Here is a 19,856-nt window from a genome sequence, read left to right as displayed (position 1 = left end):
GTCATGTTTACCTTTATCAAAAAAGTGATCAAAACCGGCACGCCCACCAGCCGCTACCCGCTGGAGCCGATGCCGGTGGATAAAAACTTCCGCGGCAAGCCGGAGCACAACCCGCAGCAGTGCATCGGCTGTGCGGCCTGCGTCAACGCCTGTCCGTCGAATGCCCTGACGGTGGAAACGGATCTGAAAACCGGCGAACTGGCCTGGCAGTTTAACCTCGGTCGCTGCATCTTCTGCGGCCGCTGCGAAGAGGTTTGCCCGACGGTCGCCATTCGTCTGTCTCAGGAGTACGAGCTGGCGGTGTGGAAGAAAGAGGACTTTTTGCAGCAGTCGCGTTTTGCCCTGTGTAACTGCCGCGTCTGCAAACGTCCGTTCGCCGTGCAAAAAGAGATCGACTATGCCATCGCGCTGCTTAAGCACAACGGCGATGCCCGCGCGGAGCATCATCGCGAAAGCTTTGAAACCTGCCCGGAATGCAAACGGCAGAAATGCCTGCTGCCGTCCGACCGCATCGATATCACCCGTCATATGAGAGAGGCCAGCTGATGGAAAACTTACTCGGTCCGCGCGACGAGCGGGGCATTCCGGTGCCAATGACGGTGGAGGAGTCCATCGCCAGCATGAAGGCGTCGCTGTTGAAAAAAATCAAACGCTCGGCCTACGTTTACCGCGTGGACTGCGGCGGCTGCAACGGCTGCGAGATTGAGATCTTCGCCACGCTGTCACCGCTGTTTGACGCCGAACGCTTCGGCATCAAAGTGGTGCCGTCTCCGCGTCATGCCGACATTCTGCTGTTCACCGGGGCCGTCACCCGCGCCATGCGCTCGCCCGCGCTGCGCGCCTGGCAGTCTACGCCCGATCCGAAAATCTGTATCTCCTATGGGGCGTGCGGTAACAGCGGCGGCATCTTCCACGACCTCTACTGCGTGTGGGGCGGCACCGACAAAATCGTGCCGGTGGACGTCTACATTCCGGGCTGTCCGCCGACGCCTGCCGCCACGCTGTATGGCTTTGCCATGGCGCTCGGCCTGCTGGAGCAGAAAATCCATGCCCGTGAACCGGGTGAACCCGACAATCAGCCTGCGATGATCCTGCACCCGGACATGGTGCAGCCGCTGCGGGTGAAGGTCGACCGCACGGCGCGCAGGCTGGCGGGCTATCGCTATGGCCGTCAGATTGCCGACGATTACCTGCGCCTGCTGAGCCAGGGCGAGCACCAGGTGGCGCGCTGGCTGGAGGCGGAAAACGACCCGCGTCTTAATGAGATTGTGGCGAACCTGAACAGCATTGTGGATGAGGCGCGTATACGATGAGTGAGACGGTGGTGTTCAGTCAGCTGAGCCGTAAATTTATTGATGAGAACGATGCCACGCCGGACGCGGCGCAGCAGGTGGTCTATTACAGCCTGGCGATTGGGCATCACCTCGGGGTGATCGACTGCCTGGAGGCGGCGCTGAGCTGCCCGTGGTCCGACTATCTGGCGTGGATCGCCACGCTGGAAGAGGGCAGTACGGCGCGGCGCAAAATGGAAGGGGTACCGAAGTACGGTGAGATCGTTATCGACGCCAACCATATTGCGATGCTGGCGAACGCGTTTGACGCGGCGCTGAAACGGCAAACCCCCGAACAGCAGGTGTGGAGCAAAACGCTGCTCAGCATGCTGCATGATATTCATCAGGAAAGTGCCATCTACCTGATGGTGAGGAGATTACGTGACTGACGTTTTACTGTGTGTCGGCAACAGCATGATGGGCGACGACGGCGCAGGCCCGCTGCTGGCAGAGATGTGTGCCGCGAACCCGCAGGGCAACTGGGTGGTGATTGACGGCGGCAGCGCGCCGGAAAACGACGTGGTGGCCATCCGCGAGCTGCACCCTGATCGGCTGTTGATTGTCGATGCTACGGATATGGGGCTGAACCCGGGGGACATCCGCCTGATCGACCCGGACGACATTGCCGACATGTTCATGATGACCACGCATAATATGCCGCTTAACTATCTGGTGGATCAGATCAAAGAGGACGTGGGCGAGGTGCTGTTTCTGGGCATTCAGCCGGACATCGTCGGATTTTATTACCCGATGACACCCCCGGTGAAAGCCGCGGTGGAAGTGGTCTATTCACGGCTTGCGGGGTGGGTTGGAAAGGGTGGGTTCCAGCCCCTCACCCTAACCCTCTCCCCATAGGGGATAGGGGACAAAATACACCCTCTCCCCTGTGGGGAGAGGGCCGGGGTGAGGGGGAAGCAACAGGCTACGCCAGATCCCCCCCGTTACTCGCAATCACCTTCTTATACCACCAGAACGATTTCTTGCGTTTGCGCTCCAGCGTGCCGTTTCCGGCATCGTCGCGGTCAACGTAGACAAACCCGTAGCGCTTGCTCATTTCGCCCGTTGAGGCCGCCACCAGGTCAATGCAGCCCCAGGTGGTATAGCCCATCAGCGGCACACCGTCCTCAATGGCATCGCCCATCGCGCGGATATGCTCGCGCAGATAGCTGATGCGGTAGTCATCGTTAATTTCGCCGTTTTCATCAATGACATCTTTTGCGCCGAGGCCGTTTTCCACCAGGAACAGCGGTTTCTGATAACGGTCGTACATCATGTTCATGGTGATGCGCAGGCCGAGCGGATCGATGCCCCAGCCCCATTCGCTCACCTGAATATGCGGGTTGCGCAGGGATTTGACGATGTTCGCCGCATTGGTATTGTTCGCGTTCATATCGGCCGACGCGCAGCGTGAGGCGTAATAGCTGAACGATACAAAATCGACGGTGTTTTTCAGCATTTCGTCGTCGCCCGGATCTTTCACAATCACCACCCCTTTTTCGCGGAACACGCGGGCGGAGTAGGCCGGATAGCTGCCGCGCGCCTGCACGTCGATAAAGAACAGGTTCTCGCGGTCCTTGTCCAGCGCCATCCATACGTCTTCCGGCTTGCAGGAGTAAGGGTAGAAATTCCCGCCCGCCAGCATGCAGCCAACCTGGTTTTCCGGGTTTACCTCGTGGGCGATTTTGGTCGCCAGCGCGCTTGCGACCAGCTCGTGGTGCGCGGCCTGGTATTTCACCTGATCTTCGTTTTCACCTTCTTCGAACACCAGCCCCGCGCCGGAGAACGGGCTGTGCAGCATGATGTTGATCTCGTTGAAGGTGAGCCAGTATTTCACCAGACCGTTAAATTCTTCGAAACAGGTGCGGGCGTAGCGGGCAAAGAAATCGACCATCTTGCGGTTGCGCCAGGAGCCATACTCCGTCACCAGATGCATCGGCACGTCGAAGTGGCACAGGGTGACCAGCGGCTCAATGTTGTACTTTTTGCACTCTTCAAACACCGCGCGATAGAAGGCAATGCCCTCTTTATTCGGCAGCGGTTCGTCGCCGTTCGGATAGAGGCGGCCCCAGGCAATCGAGGTGCGGAACACCGTAAAGCCCATCTCCGCCATCAGGGCGATGTCCTCTTTGTAGCGATGGTAAAAATCGATCGCCTCGTGGCTTGGGTAAAACTCGTCGTCACGCAGCGAAAAACGCTTTTCCTTACCAAGCTTCACCGCCAGGCGGTTTGCGCCGTGAGGGATCATGTCGACCGTGGTCAGCCCTTTGCCGCCTTCACGGTAAGCGCCTTCGCTCTGGTTGGCGGCAAGCGCGCCGCCCCATAAAAATCCTTGTGGAAAAACAGACATTTCTACCTCGTTATACGGTTAAACTTGTGCGGTTTTGGCCTGCACCGGCGCGCTCTGCAGGGCGCGGGCTTTTTCAGCCTCGTCTTCGACCGGGATATCTTCAAAGCCTAATATCAGGGTCAGCACGAAGGAGAGCACGACCGCCAGCGCCATGACGCCGAATACCCAGACAATGGTCATCGGGTTGGCCGGATCGAAGAACTGCACGCTGGTAAACAGCCCCGGCGCCGCCATTGAGTGGCTGGCAAGCCCCGCAATACCGGCCACCGCGCCACAGATAAAGCCGCTAATCAGGCTGGCAATCAGCGGGCGTTTCAGGCGAACCGCCACGCCATACAGCGCCGGTTCAGAGATGCCCGCCATGATGGCGGAAGCCGCCGCGGCCAGCGCCGTCTGGCGCAGCTCCGGGTTTTTCGTTTTCCATGCCACCGCCAGGGATGAACCGCCGAGCGACAGGTTGGCACCGATTTCCGACGGCATCACCATTCCCTCTTTACCCGTTTCGGCAATGGTCTGAATGATAGTCGGGGTAAAGACGCGGTGCATCCCGGTCATGACCAGCAGCGGCCAGAGCGCGCCCATGATCGCCACGGAGAGCCAGCCCAGATAGCCGTGAATGGTGTAAACCAGCGCGGAGATGGCGCTGCCGATCCAGATCCCCAGCGGCCCAATCAGCACGATGGCGAGCGGGGCGGCAATCAGCACGATCAGCATCGGCTTGAGGAAGTTTTTCGTCACCGCAGGCGTAATGCGATCCACCCAGCGTTCGATATACGACAGGCACCAGGTCATCACCAGCGCCGGGATCACGGTGTAGGTGTATTTCACCGCCGTCACCGGGATAAACGCGAATTCGACGTGCTCACCCTGCGCGGCTTTCGCCATCAACTCGATAAAGCTCGGGTGCACCAGCACGCCTGCAATGGCGATCGCCAGCGACATGTTGGTTTTGAATTTCACGGCGGCAGATGCTGCCACCATCAGCGGCAGGAAGAAGAACGCCCCGTCGCCGATGACGGTCAAAATGGTGAGCGTCGGCGCGCCTTTCTCCAGCACGCCGGTCATCTCAAGGATCATCGCCAGCAGCTTGACCATCGAGCCGCCGATGATCGCCGGGATCAGCGGCGACATGGTGCCAATCAGCGCGTCGAGGATCCCGGCACCGATGCGGCGCAGGGTCAATTTCTGTGGGCCTTCCGGTACGGCAGGCTGCAGGTCGGTTGGCAGCAGGCTCACCACCTCACGGTAAGCCTGAGAAACGGTATTGCCGATAATCACCTGGCACTGGTTGTCGTTACGTACCACGCCCAGTACGCCGCTGATATTTTTCAGGCGTGCGGTATCGGTAGCGGTTTCGTCTTTCAGGACGAAACGCAGTCGCGTCATGCAATGGGTGACGGCGACGATGTTGTCTTTGCCGCCAAGCGCGCTGACAACGTCTTGCGCCAGCGCGGCATAATTTTTGGCCATCGGATGTGATCCTGTTGTCGTTGTGAGAGTATGTAGGAAACCGGTTCCACATAATCATCATGAGTTTCTTTGAATGAAACAAGATCGCATTTTGACCATTTTTTCATTTCGTGATGGCGATCACCAGACGGTTCAAAAAGCGTGAGCGCGTCGTTGCGACAATTGTTTTGCAGTGCAGTACACTGCGTGCCATCAGTATGAAAGGGAATAACAACATGACCACGATGCTTGAAGTGGCGAAGCGGGCAGGCGTTTCGAAAGCGACGGTTTCCCGGGTGCTGTCGGGGAATGGCTATGTCAGCCAGGAGACCAAAGACCGGGTGTTTCAGGCCATCGAAGAGAGCGGCTATCGCCCCAATTTGCTGGCGCGCAACCTGGCGACCAAACGCACCCAGACGCTGGGACTGGTGGTGACCAACACCCTGTATCACGGCGTCTATTTTAGTGAGTTGCTGTTTCACGCCGCCCGCATGACGGAAGAGAAAGGGCGGCAGCTGATCCTGGCGGACGGCAAGCACAGCGCCGATGAAGAGCGCGAAGCCATCCAGTACCTGCTTGATATGCGCTGTGACGCGGTCATTATCTATCCGCGTTTCCTGAGCGTGGAAGAGATGGACGAGATCGTCGAGAAATACGAGCAGCCGATCATGGTACTGAACCGTCGCCTGCGTAAAAACAGCAGCCACAGCGTCTGGTCAGATCATAAAGCCTCCTGTCAGGAAGCGGTGTCACAGCTGATTGAGAAAGGGCACCGTGACATTGCGTTTATCACCGGCTCGCTGGATTCGCCCACGGGCGTGGAGCGTCTTTCTGGCTACAAAGACGCCCTGGCGCAACACCAGATCCCGCTGCGTCCGACGCTGATCGCCCACGGCAAATGGAACCCGGCCAGCGGCGCGGCGGCCGTGTCTGAGCTGCTCTCGCGCGGCGAAACCTTTACCGCGCTGGTGGCGAGTAACGACGATATGGCGATTGGCGCCATGAAACAGCTTCACGACAGCGGCGTCGCCACGCCTGATGCGGTGTCGGTGGTAGGCTTCGACGATGTGGCGATTGCGCCCTACATCGTGCCCTCGCTCTCCAGCGTGCGTATTCCGGTTACGGAGATGATTAAAGAGACCATCAGCCGCCTGATTTTTATGCTCGACGGCGGCGAGTTTAAATATCAGCAAACCTTCTCGGGTGAGCTTATCCTGCGCGACTCTGTCATCGACGGCCCGCACCGCTGATGTCGACAGCTGTCATCGTCAGAAGTGACGATGACAGCCCCCGCGACATTTTCTAAATCACTATAAATCAACGAGTTAAAAACTGGCACGGTTTATGAATATCTCCGCGCATGACTGTAATGCTGGAGAAGCAGATGAACCGTTTTATTATGGCTGATGCCAGTAAATGCATTGGCTGCCGTACCTGTGAAGTGGCGTGCGTGGTGTCTCATCAGGCGGAGCAGGATTGCGCTTCGCTTACGCCAGAGACCTTTTTGCCGCGGATCCACGTCATCAAAGGCGTGAATATTTCCACCGCCGCTATCTGCCGTCAGTGCGAAGACGCGCCGTGCGCCAACGTCTGCCCTAACGGTGCAATCAAACGTGAAAAAGGCTTTGTGCATGTGATGCAGGCGCGCTGTATCGGCTGTAAAACCTGCGTGGTCGCCTGCCCGTATGGCGCGATGGAGGTGGTGGTTCGTCCGGTGGTCCGCAACAGCGGCATGGGGCTGAATGTGCGGGCGGAAAAAGCCGAAGCCAACAAATGCGATCTTTGCTATCACCGTGACGCCGGTCCGGCCTGTATGGAGGCCTGCCCGACACACGCACTGGTTTGCGTGGATCGCGATAAGCTCGAGCAGATGAGCGCCGAAAAGCGCCGTCGCGCAGCGTTCGATACCACCTCATCTCTGCTGTTCTGATCCGTCATGGGCGGTAACGGCGTACAGTTGCGGGTGCGTGGCAAGGTGCAGGGCGTGGGCTTTCGGCCCTTCGTCTGGCAACTGGCTCAGGCGCTGCAGTTGACCGGCGATGTCTGCAACGACGGAGAGGGCGTGCTGGTGCGCCTCGCGGGTAATGGGGGGCATTTCACCGCGAGGCTGCGCCAGGACTGCCCGCCGCTGGCGCGCATCGAGAGTATCGACACGCAGCCGTTCCACTGGTCAACGCTGCCGGAGACATTCACCATTCGCCACAGCGCGGGCGGGGCAATGGACACCCAGATTGTACCGGATGCCGCCACCTGTCGCGTGCCTTGCGGAGATGAACGATCCGCACGAGCGCCGCTATCGTTACCCGTTTATTAACTGCACCCACTGCGGCCCGCGTTTTACCATTATCCGCGCCATGCCGTATGACCGCCCGGCCACGGCCATGGCGCCATTCCCGCTCTGCTCGCCGTGCGAAACGGAATACCGCAACCCTGCGGACCGACGTTTTCACGCCCAGCCCGTGGCTTGCCCGGACTGCGGCCCTGAGCTTGAGTGGCGTGCGGCCGATCGGGTTGTCACCCGCGAGCTGGCGCTGAACGCGGCGGTGCAGATGCTGAAAAACGGTGGCATTGTGGCTATCAAAGGGCTGGGCGGATTTCATCTGGCCTGCGACGCGCTTAACCCGCAGGCGGTGGCAACGCTGCGGGCACGTAAACAGCGTCCGGGGAAACCGCTGGCGGTGATGATCCCCAGCGCCGACGGCCTTCCGCAGCCGGTGCAAACACGGCTGCGCTCGCCTGCCGCGCCCATCGTGCTGATCCCTAAAGCCTGGCTGCCGACCTTTCCGGACGACATCGCGCCGGGCCTGGATAGCCTCGGTGTGATGCTCCCGGCCAATCCGCTGCAGCATTTGCTGATGCAGGAGACGCAACGCCCGCTGGTGATGACCTCCGGCAACCTCAGCGGCAGACCGCCTGCCATCAGTAATCCACAGGCACTGGAACAGCTCGCAGAGATTGCTGACGGTTTTCTGCTCCATAACCGCGACATCCTGCAGCGGATGGACGATTCCGTACTGGATCAGGACGGGGCCATGCTGCGTCGGGCGCGCGGTTTCGTGCCGGATGCCATCACGTTACCCGCCGGTTTTAGCCCTGTTCCCTCTATTCTGGCGACCGGTGCCGACATGAAGAATACCTTCTGTCTGGTGCGCGGTAACCAGGCGGTGCTGAGCCAGCATTTTGGCGATCTCAGTGACGACGGTGTCGAGGCCCAGTGGCGTTCAGCACTGTCGTTGATGCAGCAGATCTACGCCTTTCAGCCAGAGCGGCTGGTGTGCGATGCCCATCCTGGCTATCACGCCCGGCACTGGGCACAGGAGCAGGCGCTGCCGGTCGATACCGTACTGCATCATCACGCGCATGCCGCGGCCTGCCTTGCCGAAAACGGCTGGCCGCTCGACGGTGGCGACGCCATCGCCCTGACGCTGGACGGGATCGGCATGGGCGAGCACGGCGCGCTGTGGGGCGGGGAGTGTCTGCGGGTGAACTACCTTGAGTGCGAGCATCTGGGCGGCCTGCCCGCCGTGGCGATGCCGGGCGGCGATCTCGCGGCCATGCAGCCCTGGCGAAATCTGCTGGCACACTGCCTGGCGTTTGTTCCTGACTGGCAACGCTACCCGGAAACCCGTGCCGTACGTTCGCAAAACTGGCCGCTTTTAGCGACCGCCGTTCAGCGCGGCCTTAACGCGCCGCTGGCGTCGTCCTGCGGGCGGTTGTTTGATGCGGTGGCCTGTGCTCTGGGTATTGAAACACAACGCTATGAAGGCGAAGCCGCCTGCAGGCTGGAGGCGCTGGCCGCGCAGTGCCCGGGTGTTGAGCACCCGGTGACGCTTCAGGTTGAAAACCTTGCGTTCTTCTGGCGGCAGTGGCTGGCCTGGCAGGCGCAACCCTGTGAGCGCGCGTGGGCCTTTCACGACGCGCTGGCAAAAGGGCTGGCGGCGTTAGCCCGACACCATGCCCGACGCCTGTCGCTCTCTACCGTCTGTTTCAGCGGCGGCGTGTTGCATAACCGCCTGCTGCGGGCGCGTCTGCGGGTACACCTCTCTGATTTCACGCTTCTTTTTCCCCATCATCTGCCTGCGGGTGACGGGGCTATCTCCTTCGGGCAGGCGGTGGTTGCCGCAGCCCGGTCATGTTCAAAAAGGATGTAAAATGTTACGACGCTTACGCAATGAACCTCGCGCCGCGCTCCTGCTGCTGGCGCTGGTAATGGCTAATCTTCTGGCGTGGGGCTGGGCGTGGAACGCCTTTAGCAGCAGTTCTGCGTTAATGGCCGCAAGCCTGCTTGCCTGGTGCTATGGGTTGCGTCACGCGGTGGATGCTGACCACATCGCGGCCATTGATACCGTGACACGCAAGATGATGCAGCAGGGCAAGCGCCCCTCTGGTGTCGGGGCGTGGTTCTCACTGGGGCACTCCACCATTGTGGTGCTGGCCTCCATCGCCATTGCCGCGACGGCGACCGCTTTTCAGAAAAATATGGCCTGGTTTCATGAAACCGGCAGCCTGATTGGCACGGCCGTCTCCGCGACGTTCCTGCTGGCGATGGCGTTAGTCAATATGGTGATTTTACGCGGTGTCTGGCGCAATTTTCAGGCGCTGAAAAACGGGCAGGCGGTGCAGGGAGACATCTCGCTCCCGGCGCAGGGCGGAGTAATGAACTGGCTGTTTGGCGCGACTTTCCGCCTGGTCAACAAAAGCTGGCAGATGTATCTGGTCGGTTTTCTGTTCGGGCTTGGTTTTGATACCGCCACTGAAATCGGCGTGCTCGGGATCTCTGCCGCCAGCGCCTCAAACGGTATGTCGGTGTGGTCAATCATGATCTTCCCGGCGCTTTTCGCCAGCGGCATGGCGCTGGTGGATACCCTCGACAACCTGTTGATGGTGGGGGCTTACGGTTGGGCATTTAACAAGCCGCAGCGCAAGCTCTACTACAACATGACCATTACCGGTACCTCTGTGGTGGTGGCGGTGTTTATCGGCGGGCTGGAAGCGCTGGGGCTGCTGATGGATAAATTTGCCCTCAGCGGCGGCATCTGGGATCGCATTGGTGCCGTCAACGATAACCTCGGCAACGCCGGTTTTGTGGTGGTTGGGCTGTTTGTCGCCTGCTGGCTGATCTCCATGATCAACTATCGCTGGCGCGGCTACGACGCGCTGGTCATACATTCCTGAGCGCTGCGCTAAAACCATTGTGTTTGAGGGGTAAAATCGCCATGATGTCGTTCCGGTAAAGCGAAGCAGGGTGCCGTTTTGCTGGAAAAATGGAATGCATATCTTGCTGTTTATGAAGGTTTTAACTCTTTTATATTCAGTAAAATAATAAGTTAAGGACAGATGGCGATGATTTACCTCTTTTGTATTTATCTTGCTAATAGATTACGTAAAAAAAAGCCCCGGGACATCGGGGCTGCGGATAATAAAATCCCAGGGTTAAGTAAGCGTGGTAAAAGGTTAAGGGTTAAGCGGGCAGCGATTTCAGTAGCGCGAAAGCCTCCTTCATCCGATCTTCGCTAACCACGAAGGCGCGGAGCTGGCCATCGGCGTCAGAGCCGCGCGCGACCATTCCCTGAGCTTCCACAGCGATCTGCCAGTTCAGGTCCTGGCGCTGGGTTTCACCTGCCAGATGCAGCGGCAACGCTGGCGTTTTCACCTTCACCAGCATGGCCGGTAATTTCAGCGGCGCGCTGTTGCCGAGCAGGTTTTTTGCCAGATACATGGCGCTAAGTTGGATCGGCTGCAGGAAAGGCAGTACCTGGCCGTTGATTTCCGCGCAGTCCCCCAGGGCGTAAATGTCGGGTTGCGTGGTTTGCAGGTAGCTATTCACCTTCACGCCACGGCCTGTTTCAGCGCCTGCGCGGTGCGCCAGCGCCGTTTCCGGGCGCAACCCCGTCGCGGCAACCACCACATCGACTTCCAGGCTGCGATGGCGGTCAAGCGTCGCGCGAATGCCGCCTTCGGTTTCGCTCAGATGTTGCAGTTGCGATTTCAACAGCAGATGCACGCCCATGTCGGTCAGACGGTGCTGTAAGCGACTGCTTACTTCTGCAGGCATCAAGGCCGACAGAATGCTTGCCGCGTGGTCGACCAGGGTGACGGCTTTACCCGCCCGACAAAAATCCATTGCCAGCTCGGTGCCAATCAAACCGCCGCCAACAATCATTACCCGTTTTGCATCACGAAGCTGCGTTTCGCTGGCCCGATACTCCTGCTGGCTGTTAAGCGTCATCATCAGCTCGCGGCCGGTAACCGGCGGCACGAACGCAGAGGCCCCCGTCGCCAGCACCAGCTTGTCGTACTGCCAGGTTTTATCTTTCGCTTTTACCACGTGGGCATCGGCGTCAATATCGGTGACCCAGGTGTACGGAAACAGACGCAGGTTGAACTGCTCCGCGAACTCCCCCGCCGTCTGGCGGGTGAGATCGTCGGCGCGCTGGTTCAGGCTAATCACATGGCTTAAATCGGGCTTGTTGTACTCGTCCATGCTGTCGGCCGCGATCATCGTCAGCGGCACGTTAGCGTCCTGTTTGCGGATATTTTTCACCAGCTGGCGGGCGGCAAAGCCCGAGCCGATGATGACGATACCGTTGCTCATTTTGCCTCCGTTGCCAGTTCGTCAAAGACGTCTTTTCCGAGGGAACATTCCGGGCAGAGGAAGTTGTCCGGCACCTCACTCCACGGCGTACCTGGAGCCACGTCCTGCAACGGCTCGCCCAGTTCCGGGTCGTAGATCCACTGGCAGACGCTGCACTGCATGCGTGGACCGAGATCGGCGCTGGCTGCCCCGGCACAGGTTTGCGGCTGTTCGGCGGGGAGTGCTGCGGCCTCAGGAAGCGGTGCAAGCGCCCACTGACGAGCAATATCGCGGCCGTGCTGACGACAGACTTCCAGCGCGTCAAGATCCGGGCGCCATTTGGCCTTCAGGCTCATGGACATCTCAAAACCGGCATCCTGCAGGCGGGTGGAGAGACGATCTACCGCGCCGCCGCTCCAGCCGTGGGAGCCAAAGGCGCTGGCACGTTTGTTACGGAAGCGCAGGCCGGTCATCTCTTCCACCAGGCCAGCAATTTTCGGCATCATCACGTTGTTCATGGTGGAGGTGCCCACCAGCACGCCCTTAGAGCGGAAGACGTTGGTGAGGATCTCGTTTTTATCGCTGCGCGCCACGTTGAAGATTTTCACCGCCACGTTCGGGTCCACCTCGTTGATACCCTGGGCGATGGCGTCTGCCATCATGCGGGTGTTGTTGGACATGGTGTCGTAGAAAATCGTGATGCGGTCTTCCTGATAATCCGCCGCCCATTTCAGGTACAGCTCAACGATCTGGGTTGGGTTTTCACGCCATACCACGCCGTGGGAGGTGGCAATCATATCCACCGGCAGGTTGAAGCCGAGGATCTCGGTGATTTTGGGCGTCACCAGACGGCTGAACGGAGTCAGGATGTTGGCGTAGTAGCGCTGGCACTGTTCAAACAGCTCGGTCTGATCCACTTCATCGTTAAACAGGCGCTCGTCGCAGTAGTGCTGACCAAAGGCGTCGTTGCTGAACAGCACCGCGTCGCCGGTCAGGTAGGTCATCATGCTGTCCGGCCAGTGCAGCATCGGGGTTTCCACGAAGATCAGCTGTTTGCCGTTACCAATATCCAGCGTGTCGCCGGTTTTCACGGTGTGGAAGTTCCACTCCGGATGGTGATGGTGACCGTTGATGGAGTCGATGGCGTTGGTGGTGCAGTAGATCGGGGTATCCGGAATGTGGGACATCAACTCGGTCAACGCCCCGGCGTGATCCTCTTCCGCGTGGTTGATGATGATGTAGTCGATGTCGTTCAGATCGATTTCACTGCGCAGGTTCTGCACGAACTCGCGGCTGAATTTATGATCGACGGTATCGATCAGTACGTTTTTACCTTCACGAATGAGATAGCTGTTATAGCTGCTGCCGCGCAGCGTTTTATATTCCGTTCCGTGAAAATCACGCACTTCCCAGTCACGTTGACCAACCCAATGAATGTTATTTTTAACCAGAATAGACATAGCAACCTCAAATAATACGGCGTGTTGAATAAGTTGTTTTGTCTATATCAACTTGCGTGCCAACTTTTATTTTATTGATTTTTATGGATTAAATTTGTTATGCCCTGGAGTGGGTAGTCATTATGACTATCGTTAAAGATGTCAATATGACACTATGTATTGTCAAAATGACAGCGAGGCAGACATGAGCTTTTCCGTAGACGTGCTGGCGAAAATCGCCATTGAACTGCAAACCGGCATCGGGCATCAGGATCGTTTTCAGCGGCTGATCTCCACGCTGCGCCACGTGCTGGACTGTGATGCTTCGGCGCTGCTGCGCTACGAGGGACGGCAGTTTATTCCGCTGGCCATCGACGGGCTGGCGCAGGACGTGCTCGGGCGACGCTTTACGCTGGAAGGCCACCCGCGGCTGGAGACCATCGCCCGGGCGGGTGACGTGGTGCGTTTTCCGGCAGACAGCGATCTGCCCGACCCGTACGACGGCCTTATACCCGGGCAGGAGAGCCTGAAGGTGCACGCCTGTATCGGCCTGCCGCTGTTTGCCGGACAAAACCTGATTGGGGCGCTGACCCTCGACGGCATGTCGCCGGACCAGTTCGATACCTTCAGCGACGAGGAGCTGCGCCTGATTGCGGCCCTGGCGGCCGGGGCGCTGAACAATGCTCTGCTGATTGAACAGCTGGAGAGCCAGAATATTCTTCCCGGCAGCCCGGCGGCGTTTGAACAGGTCGCGCATACGGAGATGATTGGCCTCTCGCCAGGCATGGTACAACTCAAAAAAGAGATTGAGATCGTCGCGGCATCCGATTTGAACGTGCTGATCTTCGGTGAGACCGGCACCGGTAAAGAGCTGGTGGCGAAATCCATTCACGAAGCTTCACCGCGTGCGGCCAACCCGCTGGTCTACCTTAACTGCGCCGCACTGCCGGAAAGCGTGGCGGAAAGCGAGCTGTTTGGTCACGTCAAAGGGGCATTTACCGGGGCCATCAGCAACCGCAGCGGCAAGTTTGAAATGGCCGATAACGGCACGCTGTTCCTCGATGAAATAGGCGAGCTTTCGCTGTCGCTGCAGGCCAAGCTGCTGCGCGTATTACAGTACGGTGATATTCAGCGCGTGGGAGACGACCGCAGCTTACGGGTCAACGTGCGCGTGCTGGCGGCAACCAACCGCGACCTGCGCGAAGCGGTGCTGAACGGCAATTTCCGCGCCGATCTGTTCCATCGTCTGAGTGTTTTTCCGCTTACCGTGCCGCCGCTGCGCGAGCGTGGGGACGATGTGGTGCTGCTGGCGGGTTTTTTCTGCGAACAGTGTCGGCTCAAAATGGGCTTGTCGCGCGTGGTATTAAGCCCGGGGGCGCGAGGCCATCTGCTGACCTACGGCTGGCCGGGTAACGTACGCGAGCTGGAGCACGCCATCCATCGCGCGGTGGTGCTGGCGCGGGCGACGCGCTCGGGGGATAAAATCGTGATTCATGCGCGCCATTTTGCCCTGCATGATGAAAATATACCGTCCGTGAAGCCCGCTGCGCCTGAAAGCGTGAACGAGAATCTGCGTGAAGCGACGGAAGAATTTCAGCGTCAGATGATTACCCGCGCGCTGGAACAGAACAACCGGAGTTGGGCGGCGTGCGCGCGGGCGCTGGAAATGGACGTCGCCAACCTGCACCGGCTGGCGAAGCGTCTGGGACTGAAGGGTTAAATAATGCCTGCCTGGTAGAAATCCTGCAGGTTGATGGCGCCGCACAGGCGGCCAGCGTCATCCACCACCGGCGCGGCGGTGATTTTACGTTTCATCAGCACCTCTTTGGCTTCAATGGCGCGGCTGTTGGCATTCAGCGTTAACCCGCCAGAGGTCATCGCTTCTGAAACGCGTGCCTCCAGCTTACCGCCGCCCACCAGCCAGCGGCGCAGGTCGCCGTCGGTAAAGACGCCTTTAACCTGGCGCGTATCGTCGCAGACGGCGACCAGCCCCAGCCCGGTGCGGCTCAGCTCCAGCATCGCGTCCATCACGCTGGTATCGAGTTTGACCTGCGGGATGGCATCGCCAGAGCGCATCAGGTGGTGAACATTATTCAGCAGCCGTGCGCCGAGCGCCCCGGCAGGGTGTGAACGGGCGAAATCTTCTTCATTGAAACCGCGCGCCTGCATCACCGCCATTGCCAGCGCGTCGCCCATCATCAGGGTGTTGACGGTGCTGGAGGTGGGGGCGAGGTGCATCGGGCAGGCTTCGCGCTCCACGGCAATATCCAGCACCGCTTTGGCCGCCAGCGCCAGCGGCGAACGGGATTTACCGGTCATGGCCAGCAGGGCGATCGATTTTTCCTGCAGGCGCGGGATGATGAGGTCCAGCTCTTTGGCCGAGCCGGAGTAGGAGATAAACAGCATCACGTCACGGCTTTCAATCATCCCCAGATCGCCGTGCAGGGCTTCAGCCGGGTGCACGAAGAACGCCGGTGTCCCGGTGCTCGCCAGCGTTGCGGCAATTTTTTTGCCGATGTGGCCGGACTTGCCGATCCCGGAGACAATCACTTTGCCTTCACACTGGATGATGGTGTTGGCGGCGCGGACAAAATCGTCGCCCAGCCGTTCCGGCAGGCGGCTGGCCTCCTGTAGCTCCAGCATCAGGGTCTGACGGCCTGCGTTTAACAGAAAATCACTCATCTTTTTCTCCCGTTACGATCACATCGATGCCTTTCTCTTCCAGCGCTTTTTTGAACGCCGGATCGATCCCTGCGTCGGTAATCAGCGTATCGACGCTTTCAAGGCTGCAGACAATGTTGGGGCTTTTACGGCCAAACTTCGAGGAATCCGCCATCAAAATCACCTCCCGGGCGGCGTTGCACATGGCTTTACTGACGCTGAACACCTCGTTGAACGTGGTGACACCGGCGTTCAGGTCGATGCCGTCGGTGCCCATAAACAGTTTGTCAAAGCTGAAGTGCTCGAAGGCGTTTTCCGCCAGCTGGCCGTGAAAGGACGCCGATTTTTTACGGAAGGTACCGCCGGGCATCAGAATGGTTTGTTCGCTGTCGAACTCTGCCAGGGCGTTGACGATGTGCAGACTGTTGGTCATCACCGTGATGTTGTTAAAGCGGTTGAGCAGCGGGATCATCTGCAGGACGGTGCTGCCCGCATCAAGAATAATGGAGTCACCATCATGGATAAATTTCACGGCGGCTTCGGCAATCAGCGCTTTCTGGTGGGTGTTGATCAGCGTTTTGTGATCGATAGGTGGGTCGGCTTCATCTTTGTTGAGCATCACCCCACCGTAGGTTCGAATGACCGCGCCTGCGTTTTCGAGCAATACCAGGTCCTTGCGTATCGTTGTGCCGGTGGTGTCAAAGTAGTGGGCCAGCTCTTCTACCGAGCATTTTCCCTGCTTTTGCAGATGCTCAAGAATGGCCGCCTGCCGCTGACGAGGTTTCATAGGCGCTTCGTTCCTTACGTTGCGAAATGATAATTTCGCAAGCTTATCGCGTTCACAACGAAATTATCCATGTTTCAATTTAAGCGCTAATGATAGTGCATTCTGACAGAGTGGATCGTGGGGGAAGATCACATCAGGCTGTAATTCCTGCAACGATATGCCGTTAATTGCCTGAATTTTCACCGGGCGGGCAAACACCGTCATTCCGCGCATGATGAGGGAGTCGCATACCCGATTCTGTTCATCCAGCGCAATTGCAACCACGACGCGCGGTTTAAAGCGCCCCCCGGAGCGCCCGACGCCCACGCGGCCCTTCTGGCACAGGGCGTCAAACGCGCGGTTAAACTGATGGATCTGCCAGCCGCCAAATGCCATCTGGCAGATCCAGGCGAGGGCGGCGACGGTGATGAGTGCGGTTACCATATCGGCTCCTTGTTATATTCCCTCTCCCGGTGGGAGAGGGTGAGGGTGAGGGCATCAGCCTGCTCGATCAGAACATCACCTGCCCACCGGTGACGTTAATCGACTGGCCGGTGCAGTACGAGGCTTTCGGGCTTGCGTAAAACAGCAGCATGTTCAGCACGTCCTGATAGTCGCACCCGCGCTTCAGCGGCACTTTGTCGATGTAGTACTGCTCCACTTCGTCTTCTTTGATGCCAAGCTTGGTGGCATATTGAGGTAGCAGCGACTGGAACATTGGCGACTTCAGCAGGTTGCCCAGCATCAGCGAGTGAACGGTAATCCCGTATTCGGCCAGATCCAGCGCCAGAGACTGGGTCAGCCCTACGCCGCCAAATTTCGCCGCGCTGTAGCCGGAGTTATGCTTGCTGCCCACTTTGCCCGATTTGGAGTTGATCTGAATGATGCGCCCCTGAATGCCGTCGCGGATCATCAGGCGGGAAAACTCGCGGGCGCAGAGGAAGTAACCCACCAGATTCACCTGCAGCGAGCGGTCAAAGTCCCCCAGTTCGAAATCGCTGATAAACGCCGCTTTCGCGATCCCTGCGCTGTAGACCAGCAGGTCGGTACGGCCAAAAATCTCGTCTACCCCGCGAGCCAGCGCCATGACGCTCTGCTCGCTGGTGGCATCGGCACCAAACCCGTACGCCATCCCCTCACCAAACTCGGTGTTGATGGTATCCGCCACGCGGGCGGCTTTCTCACTCTGAATATCCACTACCGCCACGCGGTAACCTTCTGCGGCAAGCCCACGGCAGAGAAACTCTCCTAAGGTTTGTCCTCCACCAATGACAACGGCAACCTGACTCATAACGCTCTCCTTAATTACGCAACAAATTTTAATGTGCAGCCTGGGGTAACAGCCTGCGGAACCGGCCCCTCCACGTGAACCGTGCCGGGATACTCTGCCTGCGGCTGGCCATCGAACCGCAGGGTGATGTGGCCCAGCTCGCGCAGGTTTTGCTCGGCCACGTCGCCCACGGCGGTGACGGCATAGCGGGTGTCACCCAGCTCCAGCTGGCTTCCTGCCTTTAACGCTCCGTGCAGCTCGCCGTGGCAGTGGATAAAACAAAACTCTTCGATATCTGCCGGTGCACCTTCACGGAAAGTGATCAGCATCTGGTCGCTGAGCGCATCGGCCGCGCTCTGGCCGATGCGGGTGATGGTGGTCTGATAAATCACGGTCATCGCAGGAACCTCTTATTGATAAATAAAGCCGGAAACGAACCAGGCAATCAGCACCGTCGGTGCGCCCGTCAGGAAACGACTGACCAGCACAGACGGCACGCCCACGCGTACGGTGTCCTGGCGCGCTTCGGCCAGCGACAGGCCAACGGGAATGAAGTCGCAGGCCGCCTGAGCGTTAATGGCAAACAGCGCAGGCAGAGCCAGGTGCGGAGGAATGTTGCCCAGACCAATCTGCACGCCAATCAGGACGCCGATGACCTGAGCAATCACCGCCCCCGGGCCGAGGAACGGCGACAGCAGCGGGAAGGAGCAGATCAGCGCCAGCGTCACCAGACCGAGCGGGTGGCTGGCAAGCGGGGCGAGGCCGTGGGCGATCCAGTCTCCCAGACCGGAGGCCATGATGATGCCGATTAACGCGGAGACGAAGGCCATAAACGGCAGAATGGTTTTTAGCACCGTGTCGATGGTGTCGCGCCCGGACTGGAACAGTACCGCCACGGCGGATCCCATTCCCATGCCGACCTTCGCCAGCAGGCCGTCGCTCTGCTCGGTGATCTTCTTACTGGTGTCGTAATCACGCGGTGCGGCTTTTTGCGGCGCGGGCGTACCATTCACCAGCGTGATGTTGTCCTCCTTCACGCCTGAGACATAAATGTCTTCGAGGATGTACTGCGCCAGCGGGCCTGATTTTCCGGTGGAGTGAATATTCACCGTCGGAATGCGACGCTTCGGATAGAGGCCGCAGCGCAGGGTGCCACCGCAGTCGATAACTGCCACGCCGATTTCCGCCTCCGGTGGTTCGCCTTCTTTGAAACCGTCGACCGCTTCCCAGCCGGTCAGCTCGCGTAGTTTGTCGACAATCGCCGGGCGTGTGCCTGCGGTGATATAGACGATTTTTTTGCCTTCGGTGGCGTCGAACTCCAGCGGGCCGCCCCAGCCACCCGTGCCTTTCTCAATACGGATCCGGCTCATGCTGTGGCTCCTGACAAATGAACGCGTTGCTCAAGCTGGATGCCCATTTTTTTCTCAAAAATGGTGGTGGTGAGATCGGTCACCCAGCCACGGAAGAAGTTGGTGACCAGGCCGACCAGCAGATAGCTCACCGCCAGTGGGCCGAGCGGCAGGCCAAGCGTGGTCAGGCCGCTGGCAATGCCGAGATAAACAAACAGTTCCCCCGGGTTGATATGCGGGAACAGGCCGTTCATGGAGTGACAGCTATATGAGGCGGCGGCGTAATAACTCGGCTTGTATTTTTCTGGCATAAAGCGGCCGAGGCTTAAGGTCATGGGGTTGCAGAAAACGAAGGTTCCAATGCAGGGCAACAGCAGGTAACGGGATAACGGGTTCCCGGCACAGCGTTGGGCGAAGCGTTCAATGCGTTGCTGGCCGATAAAATTAATCAGCGCGTTCATGATCACCAGCAGGCTGATCAGCAGGGGCAGGATCCCGGTCACCATGCCGGTGAAGACTTCTCCGCCTTTCTGAAACAGCCCGATGAACCACTCGGCGCCGTGGGTGATGGTTTCTATCATTCTTCTCTCCTGTGAGGCTTTTCTTGTTTTGTATTACCGGGACTAATAATAATCACTTTGAAAGGTTTTAAAGTGTTAATCAGATCTCA

At 58.8% G+C, this 19,856-nt stretch carries 19 protein-coding genes and 1 pseudogene; 9 read left to right on the top strand and 11 right to left on the bottom strand.

The features are described from left to right. Positions 1-3: 3 nt before the first annotated feature. Genes ECL_RS20260 through hycI form a run of 4 tightly spaced genes read left to right on the top strand, consistent with a single transcriptional unit; the run spans position 4 to position 2,186 of the window. The gene (locus ECL_RS20260) at positions 4-546 is read left to right on the top strand and encodes a formate hydrogenlyase complex iron-sulfur subunit (protein ID WP_013098464.1); all 543 of its coding nucleotides are present in this window, start codon (positions 4-6) and stop codon (positions 544-546) included. Then, complete coding sequence (locus ECL_RS20255; protein ID WP_013098463.1) at positions 546-1,313, top strand: NADH-quinone oxidoreductase subunit B family protein; 768 nt, start codon at positions 546-548, stop codon at positions 1,311-1,313. Before ECL_RS20260 ends, ECL_RS20255 begins: the two co-directional genes overlap by 1 nt. Continuing rightward, on the top strand, positions 1,310-1,720 hold the full coding sequence (locus tag ECL_RS20250) for a formate hydrogenlyase maturation HycH family protein (RefSeq protein ID WP_013098462.1): 411 nt from the start codon (positions 1,310-1,312) through the stop codon (positions 1,718-1,720). Before ECL_RS20255 ends, ECL_RS20250 begins: the two co-directional genes overlap by 4 nt. Continuing rightward, entirely contained in the window at positions 1,713-2,186 is a 474-nt protein-coding gene (gene hycI, locus ECL_RS20245; RefSeq protein ID WP_013098461.1) for a hydrogenase maturation peptidase HycI, read from the top strand. The genes ECL_RS20250 and hycI overlap by 8 nt, the downstream gene beginning before the upstream one ends. Before the next feature lie 67 nt (positions 2,187-2,253). Here the strand turns inward: hycI and ECL_RS20240 are convergent, their stop codons facing one another. Together ECL_RS20240 and ascF are read right to left on the bottom strand one after the other, a co-directional pair. Further along, positions 2,254-3,678, bottom strand: coding sequence for a 6-phospho-beta-glucosidase (locus tag ECL_RS20240; protein WP_013098460.1), 1,425 nt, complete (start codon positions 3,676-3,678; stop codon positions 2,254-2,256). Between the two features lie 18 nt (positions 3,679-3,696). Beyond that, complete coding sequence (gene ascF, locus ECL_RS20235; RefSeq protein WP_013098459.1) at positions 3,697-5,148, bottom strand: PTS cellobiose/arbutin/salicin transporter subunit IIBC; 1,452 nt, start codon at positions 5,146-5,148, stop codon at positions 3,697-3,699. 215 nt (positions 5,149-5,363) lie between these two features. Between ascF and ECL_RS20230 the strand changes: the two genes are divergently transcribed. The 4 genes and pseudogenes from ECL_RS20230 (at position 5,364) to ECL_RS20215 (ending at position 10,302) form a co-directional block, all read left to right on the top strand. Beyond that, positions 5,364-6,377 (top strand): LacI family DNA-binding transcriptional regulator, encoded by a 1,014-nt coding sequence (locus ECL_RS20230; protein WP_029883949.1) that lies wholly within the window; start codon positions 5,364-5,366, stop codon positions 6,375-6,377. Positions 6,378-6,511: 134 nt separating this feature from the next. Further along, positions 6,512-7,057 carry an electron transport protein HydN gene (hydN, locus tag ECL_RS20225; protein WP_014833044.1) on the top strand — a complete coding sequence of 182 codons (546 nt, stop codon included), beginning with the start codon at positions 6,512-6,514 and terminating at the stop codon, positions 7,055-7,057. 6 nt (positions 7,058-7,063) lie between these two features. Next, positions 7,064-9,278 (top strand): annotated as a pseudogene (hypF, locus tag ECL_RS20220) (carbamoyltransferase HypF). Between the two features lies 1 nt (position 9,279). Continuing rightward, a complete protein-coding gene (locus ECL_RS20215) occupies positions 9,280-10,302 on the top strand; it encodes a HoxN/HupN/NixA family nickel/cobalt transporter (protein WP_013098454.1) in 1,023 nt (340 codons plus the stop codon). 286 nt (positions 10,303-10,588) lie between these two features. Here the strand turns inward: ECL_RS20215 and norW are convergent, their stop codons facing one another. Both norW and norV read right to left on the bottom strand, forming a co-directional pair. After that, positions 10,589-11,722, bottom strand: coding sequence for an NADH:flavorubredoxin reductase NorW (norW, locus tag ECL_RS20210; protein WP_013098453.1), 1,134 nt, complete (start codon positions 11,720-11,722; stop codon positions 10,589-10,591). Then, positions 11,719-13,161 carry an anaerobic nitric oxide reductase flavorubredoxin gene (norV, locus tag ECL_RS20205; RefSeq protein ID WP_013098452.1) on the bottom strand — a complete coding sequence of 481 codons (1,443 nt, stop codon included), beginning with the start codon at positions 13,159-13,161 and terminating at the stop codon, positions 11,719-11,721. The genes norW and norV overlap by 4 nt, the downstream gene beginning before the upstream one ends. 184 nt (positions 13,162-13,345) lie before the next feature. On the opposite strand from norV, the gene norR reads away from it, so the two are divergent. Further along, the gene (gene norR / locus ECL_RS20200; RefSeq protein WP_013098451.1) at positions 13,346-14,860 is read left to right on the top strand and encodes a nitric oxide reductase transcriptional regulator NorR; all 1,515 of its coding nucleotides are present in this window, start codon (positions 13,346-13,348) and stop codon (positions 14,858-14,860) included. Here the strand turns inward: norR and gutQ are convergent. The 7 genes from gutQ to srlA form a co-directional block, all read right to left on the bottom strand. Then, positions 14,857-15,822: an arabinose-5-phosphate isomerase GutQ gene (gene gutQ / locus ECL_RS20195; RefSeq protein ID WP_013098450.1), complete on the bottom strand. Its 966-nt coding sequence runs from the start codon at positions 15,820-15,822 to the stop codon at positions 14,857-14,859. The two genes, norR and gutQ, sit on opposite strands and share 4 nt — an antisense overlap. Beyond that, the gene (gene srlR / locus ECL_RS20190; RefSeq protein WP_013098449.1) at positions 15,815-16,588 is read right to left on the bottom strand and encodes a glucitol operon DNA-binding transcriptional repressor SrlR; all 774 of its coding nucleotides are present in this window, start codon (positions 16,586-16,588) and stop codon (positions 15,815-15,817) included. Before srlR ends, gutQ begins: the two co-directional genes overlap by 8 nt. A 63-nt stretch (positions 16,589-16,651) precedes the next feature. Beyond that, positions 16,652-17,011, bottom strand: a complete 360-nt coding sequence (gene gutM, locus ECL_RS20185; RefSeq protein ID WP_013098448.1) for a transcriptional regulator GutM — start codon at positions 17,009-17,011, stop codon at positions 16,652-16,654. A gap of 67 nt (positions 17,012-17,078) precedes the next feature. Continuing rightward, positions 17,079-17,858, bottom strand: coding sequence for a sorbitol-6-phosphate dehydrogenase (gene srlD / locus ECL_RS20180; protein WP_013098447.1), 780 nt, complete (start codon positions 17,856-17,858; stop codon positions 17,079-17,081). A gap of 14 nt (positions 17,859-17,872) precedes the next feature. Then, complete coding sequence (gene srlB / locus ECL_RS20175; protein ID WP_013098446.1) at positions 17,873-18,235, bottom strand: PTS glucitol/sorbitol transporter subunit IIA; 363 nt, start codon at positions 18,233-18,235, stop codon at positions 17,873-17,875. A 12-nt stretch (positions 18,236-18,247) separates the two neighbouring features. Then, positions 18,248-19,207, bottom strand: coding sequence for a PTS glucitol/sorbitol transporter subunit IIB (gene srlE, locus ECL_RS20170; protein ID WP_013098445.1), 960 nt, complete (start codon positions 19,205-19,207; stop codon positions 18,248-18,250). Continuing rightward, positions 19,204-19,767, bottom strand: a complete 564-nt coding sequence (srlA, locus tag ECL_RS20165) for a PTS glucitol/sorbitol transporter subunit IIC (protein ID WP_013098444.1) — start codon at positions 19,765-19,767, stop codon at positions 19,204-19,206. The genes srlE and srlA overlap by 4 nt, the downstream gene beginning before the upstream one ends. Positions 19,768-19,856 lie beyond the last annotated feature (89 nt).

This window comes from Enterobacter cloacae subsp. cloacae ATCC 13047, from assembly GCF_000025565.1.
In the GTDB taxonomy this organism is placed as follows: domain Bacteria; phylum Pseudomonadota; class Gammaproteobacteria; order Enterobacterales; family Enterobacteriaceae; genus Enterobacter; species Enterobacter cloacae.
The sequence above is the reverse complement of the archived record's forward strand: the minus strand, read 5'-3'. Positions and strand labels throughout refer to the sequence as shown.

Bases quoted from the DNA above. Each gene is read 5' to 3' on its own strand.
- ECL_RS20260 (WP_013098464.1), top strand. From the start codon at position 4: ATGTTTACCTTTATCAAAAAAGTGATCAAAACCGGCACGCCCACCAGC.
- ECL_RS20255 (WP_013098463.1), top strand. From the start codon at position 546: ATGGAAAACTTACTCGGTCCGCGCGACGAGCGGGGCATTCCGGTGCCA.
- ECL_RS20250 (WP_013098462.1), top strand. From the start codon at position 1,310: ATGAGTGAGACGGTGGTGTTCAGTCAGCTGAGCCGTAAATTTATTGAT.
- ECL_RS20240 (WP_013098460.1), bottom strand. From the start codon at position 3,678: ATGTCTGTTTTTCCACAAGGATTTTTATGGGGCGGCGCGCTTGCCGCC.
- ascF (WP_013098459.1), bottom strand. From the start codon at position 5,148: ATGGCCAAAAATTATGCCGCGCTGGCGCAAGACGTTGTCAGCGCGCTT.
- ECL_RS20230 (WP_029883949.1), top strand. From the start codon at position 5,364: ATGACCACGATGCTTGAAGTGGCGAAGCGGGCAGGCGTTTCGAAAGCG.
- hydN (WP_014833044.1), top strand. From the start codon at position 6,512: ATGAACCGTTTTATTATGGCTGATGCCAGTAAATGCATTGGCTGCCGT.
- ECL_RS20215 (WP_013098454.1), top strand. From the start codon at position 9,280: ATGTTACGACGCTTACGCAATGAACCTCGCGCCGCGCTCCTGCTGCTG.
- norW (WP_013098453.1), bottom strand. From the start codon at position 11,722: ATGAGCAACGGTATCGTCATCATCGGCTCGGGCTTTGCCGCCCGCCAG.
- norV (WP_013098452.1), bottom strand. From the start codon at position 13,161: ATGTCTATTCTGGTTAAAAATAACATTCATTGGGTTGGTCAACGTGAC.
- norR (WP_013098451.1), top strand. From the start codon at position 13,346: ATGAGCTTTTCCGTAGACGTGCTGGCGAAAATCGCCATTGAACTGCAA.
- gutQ (WP_013098450.1), bottom strand. From the start codon at position 15,822: ATGAGTGATTTTCTGTTAAACGCAGGCCGTCAGACCCTGATGCTGGAG.
- srlR (WP_013098449.1), bottom strand. From the start codon at position 16,588: ATGAAACCTCGTCAGCGGCAGGCGGCCATTCTTGAGCATCTGCAAAAG.
- gutM (WP_013098448.1), bottom strand. From the start codon at position 17,011: ATGGTAACCGCACTCATCACCGTCGCCGCCCTCGCCTGGATCTGCCAG.
- srlD (WP_013098447.1), bottom strand. From the start codon at position 17,858: ATGAGTCAGGTTGCCGTTGTCATTGGTGGAGGACAAACCTTAGGAGAG.
- srlB (WP_013098446.1), bottom strand. From the start codon at position 18,235: ATGACCGTGATTTATCAGACCACCATCACCCGCATCGGCCAGAGCGCG.
- srlE (WP_013098445.1), bottom strand. From the start codon at position 19,207: ATGAGCCGGATCCGTATTGAGAAAGGCACGGGTGGCTGGGGCGGCCCG.
- srlA (WP_013098444.1), bottom strand. From the start codon at position 19,767: ATGATAGAAACCATCACCCACGGCGCCGAGTGGTTCATCGGGCTGTTT.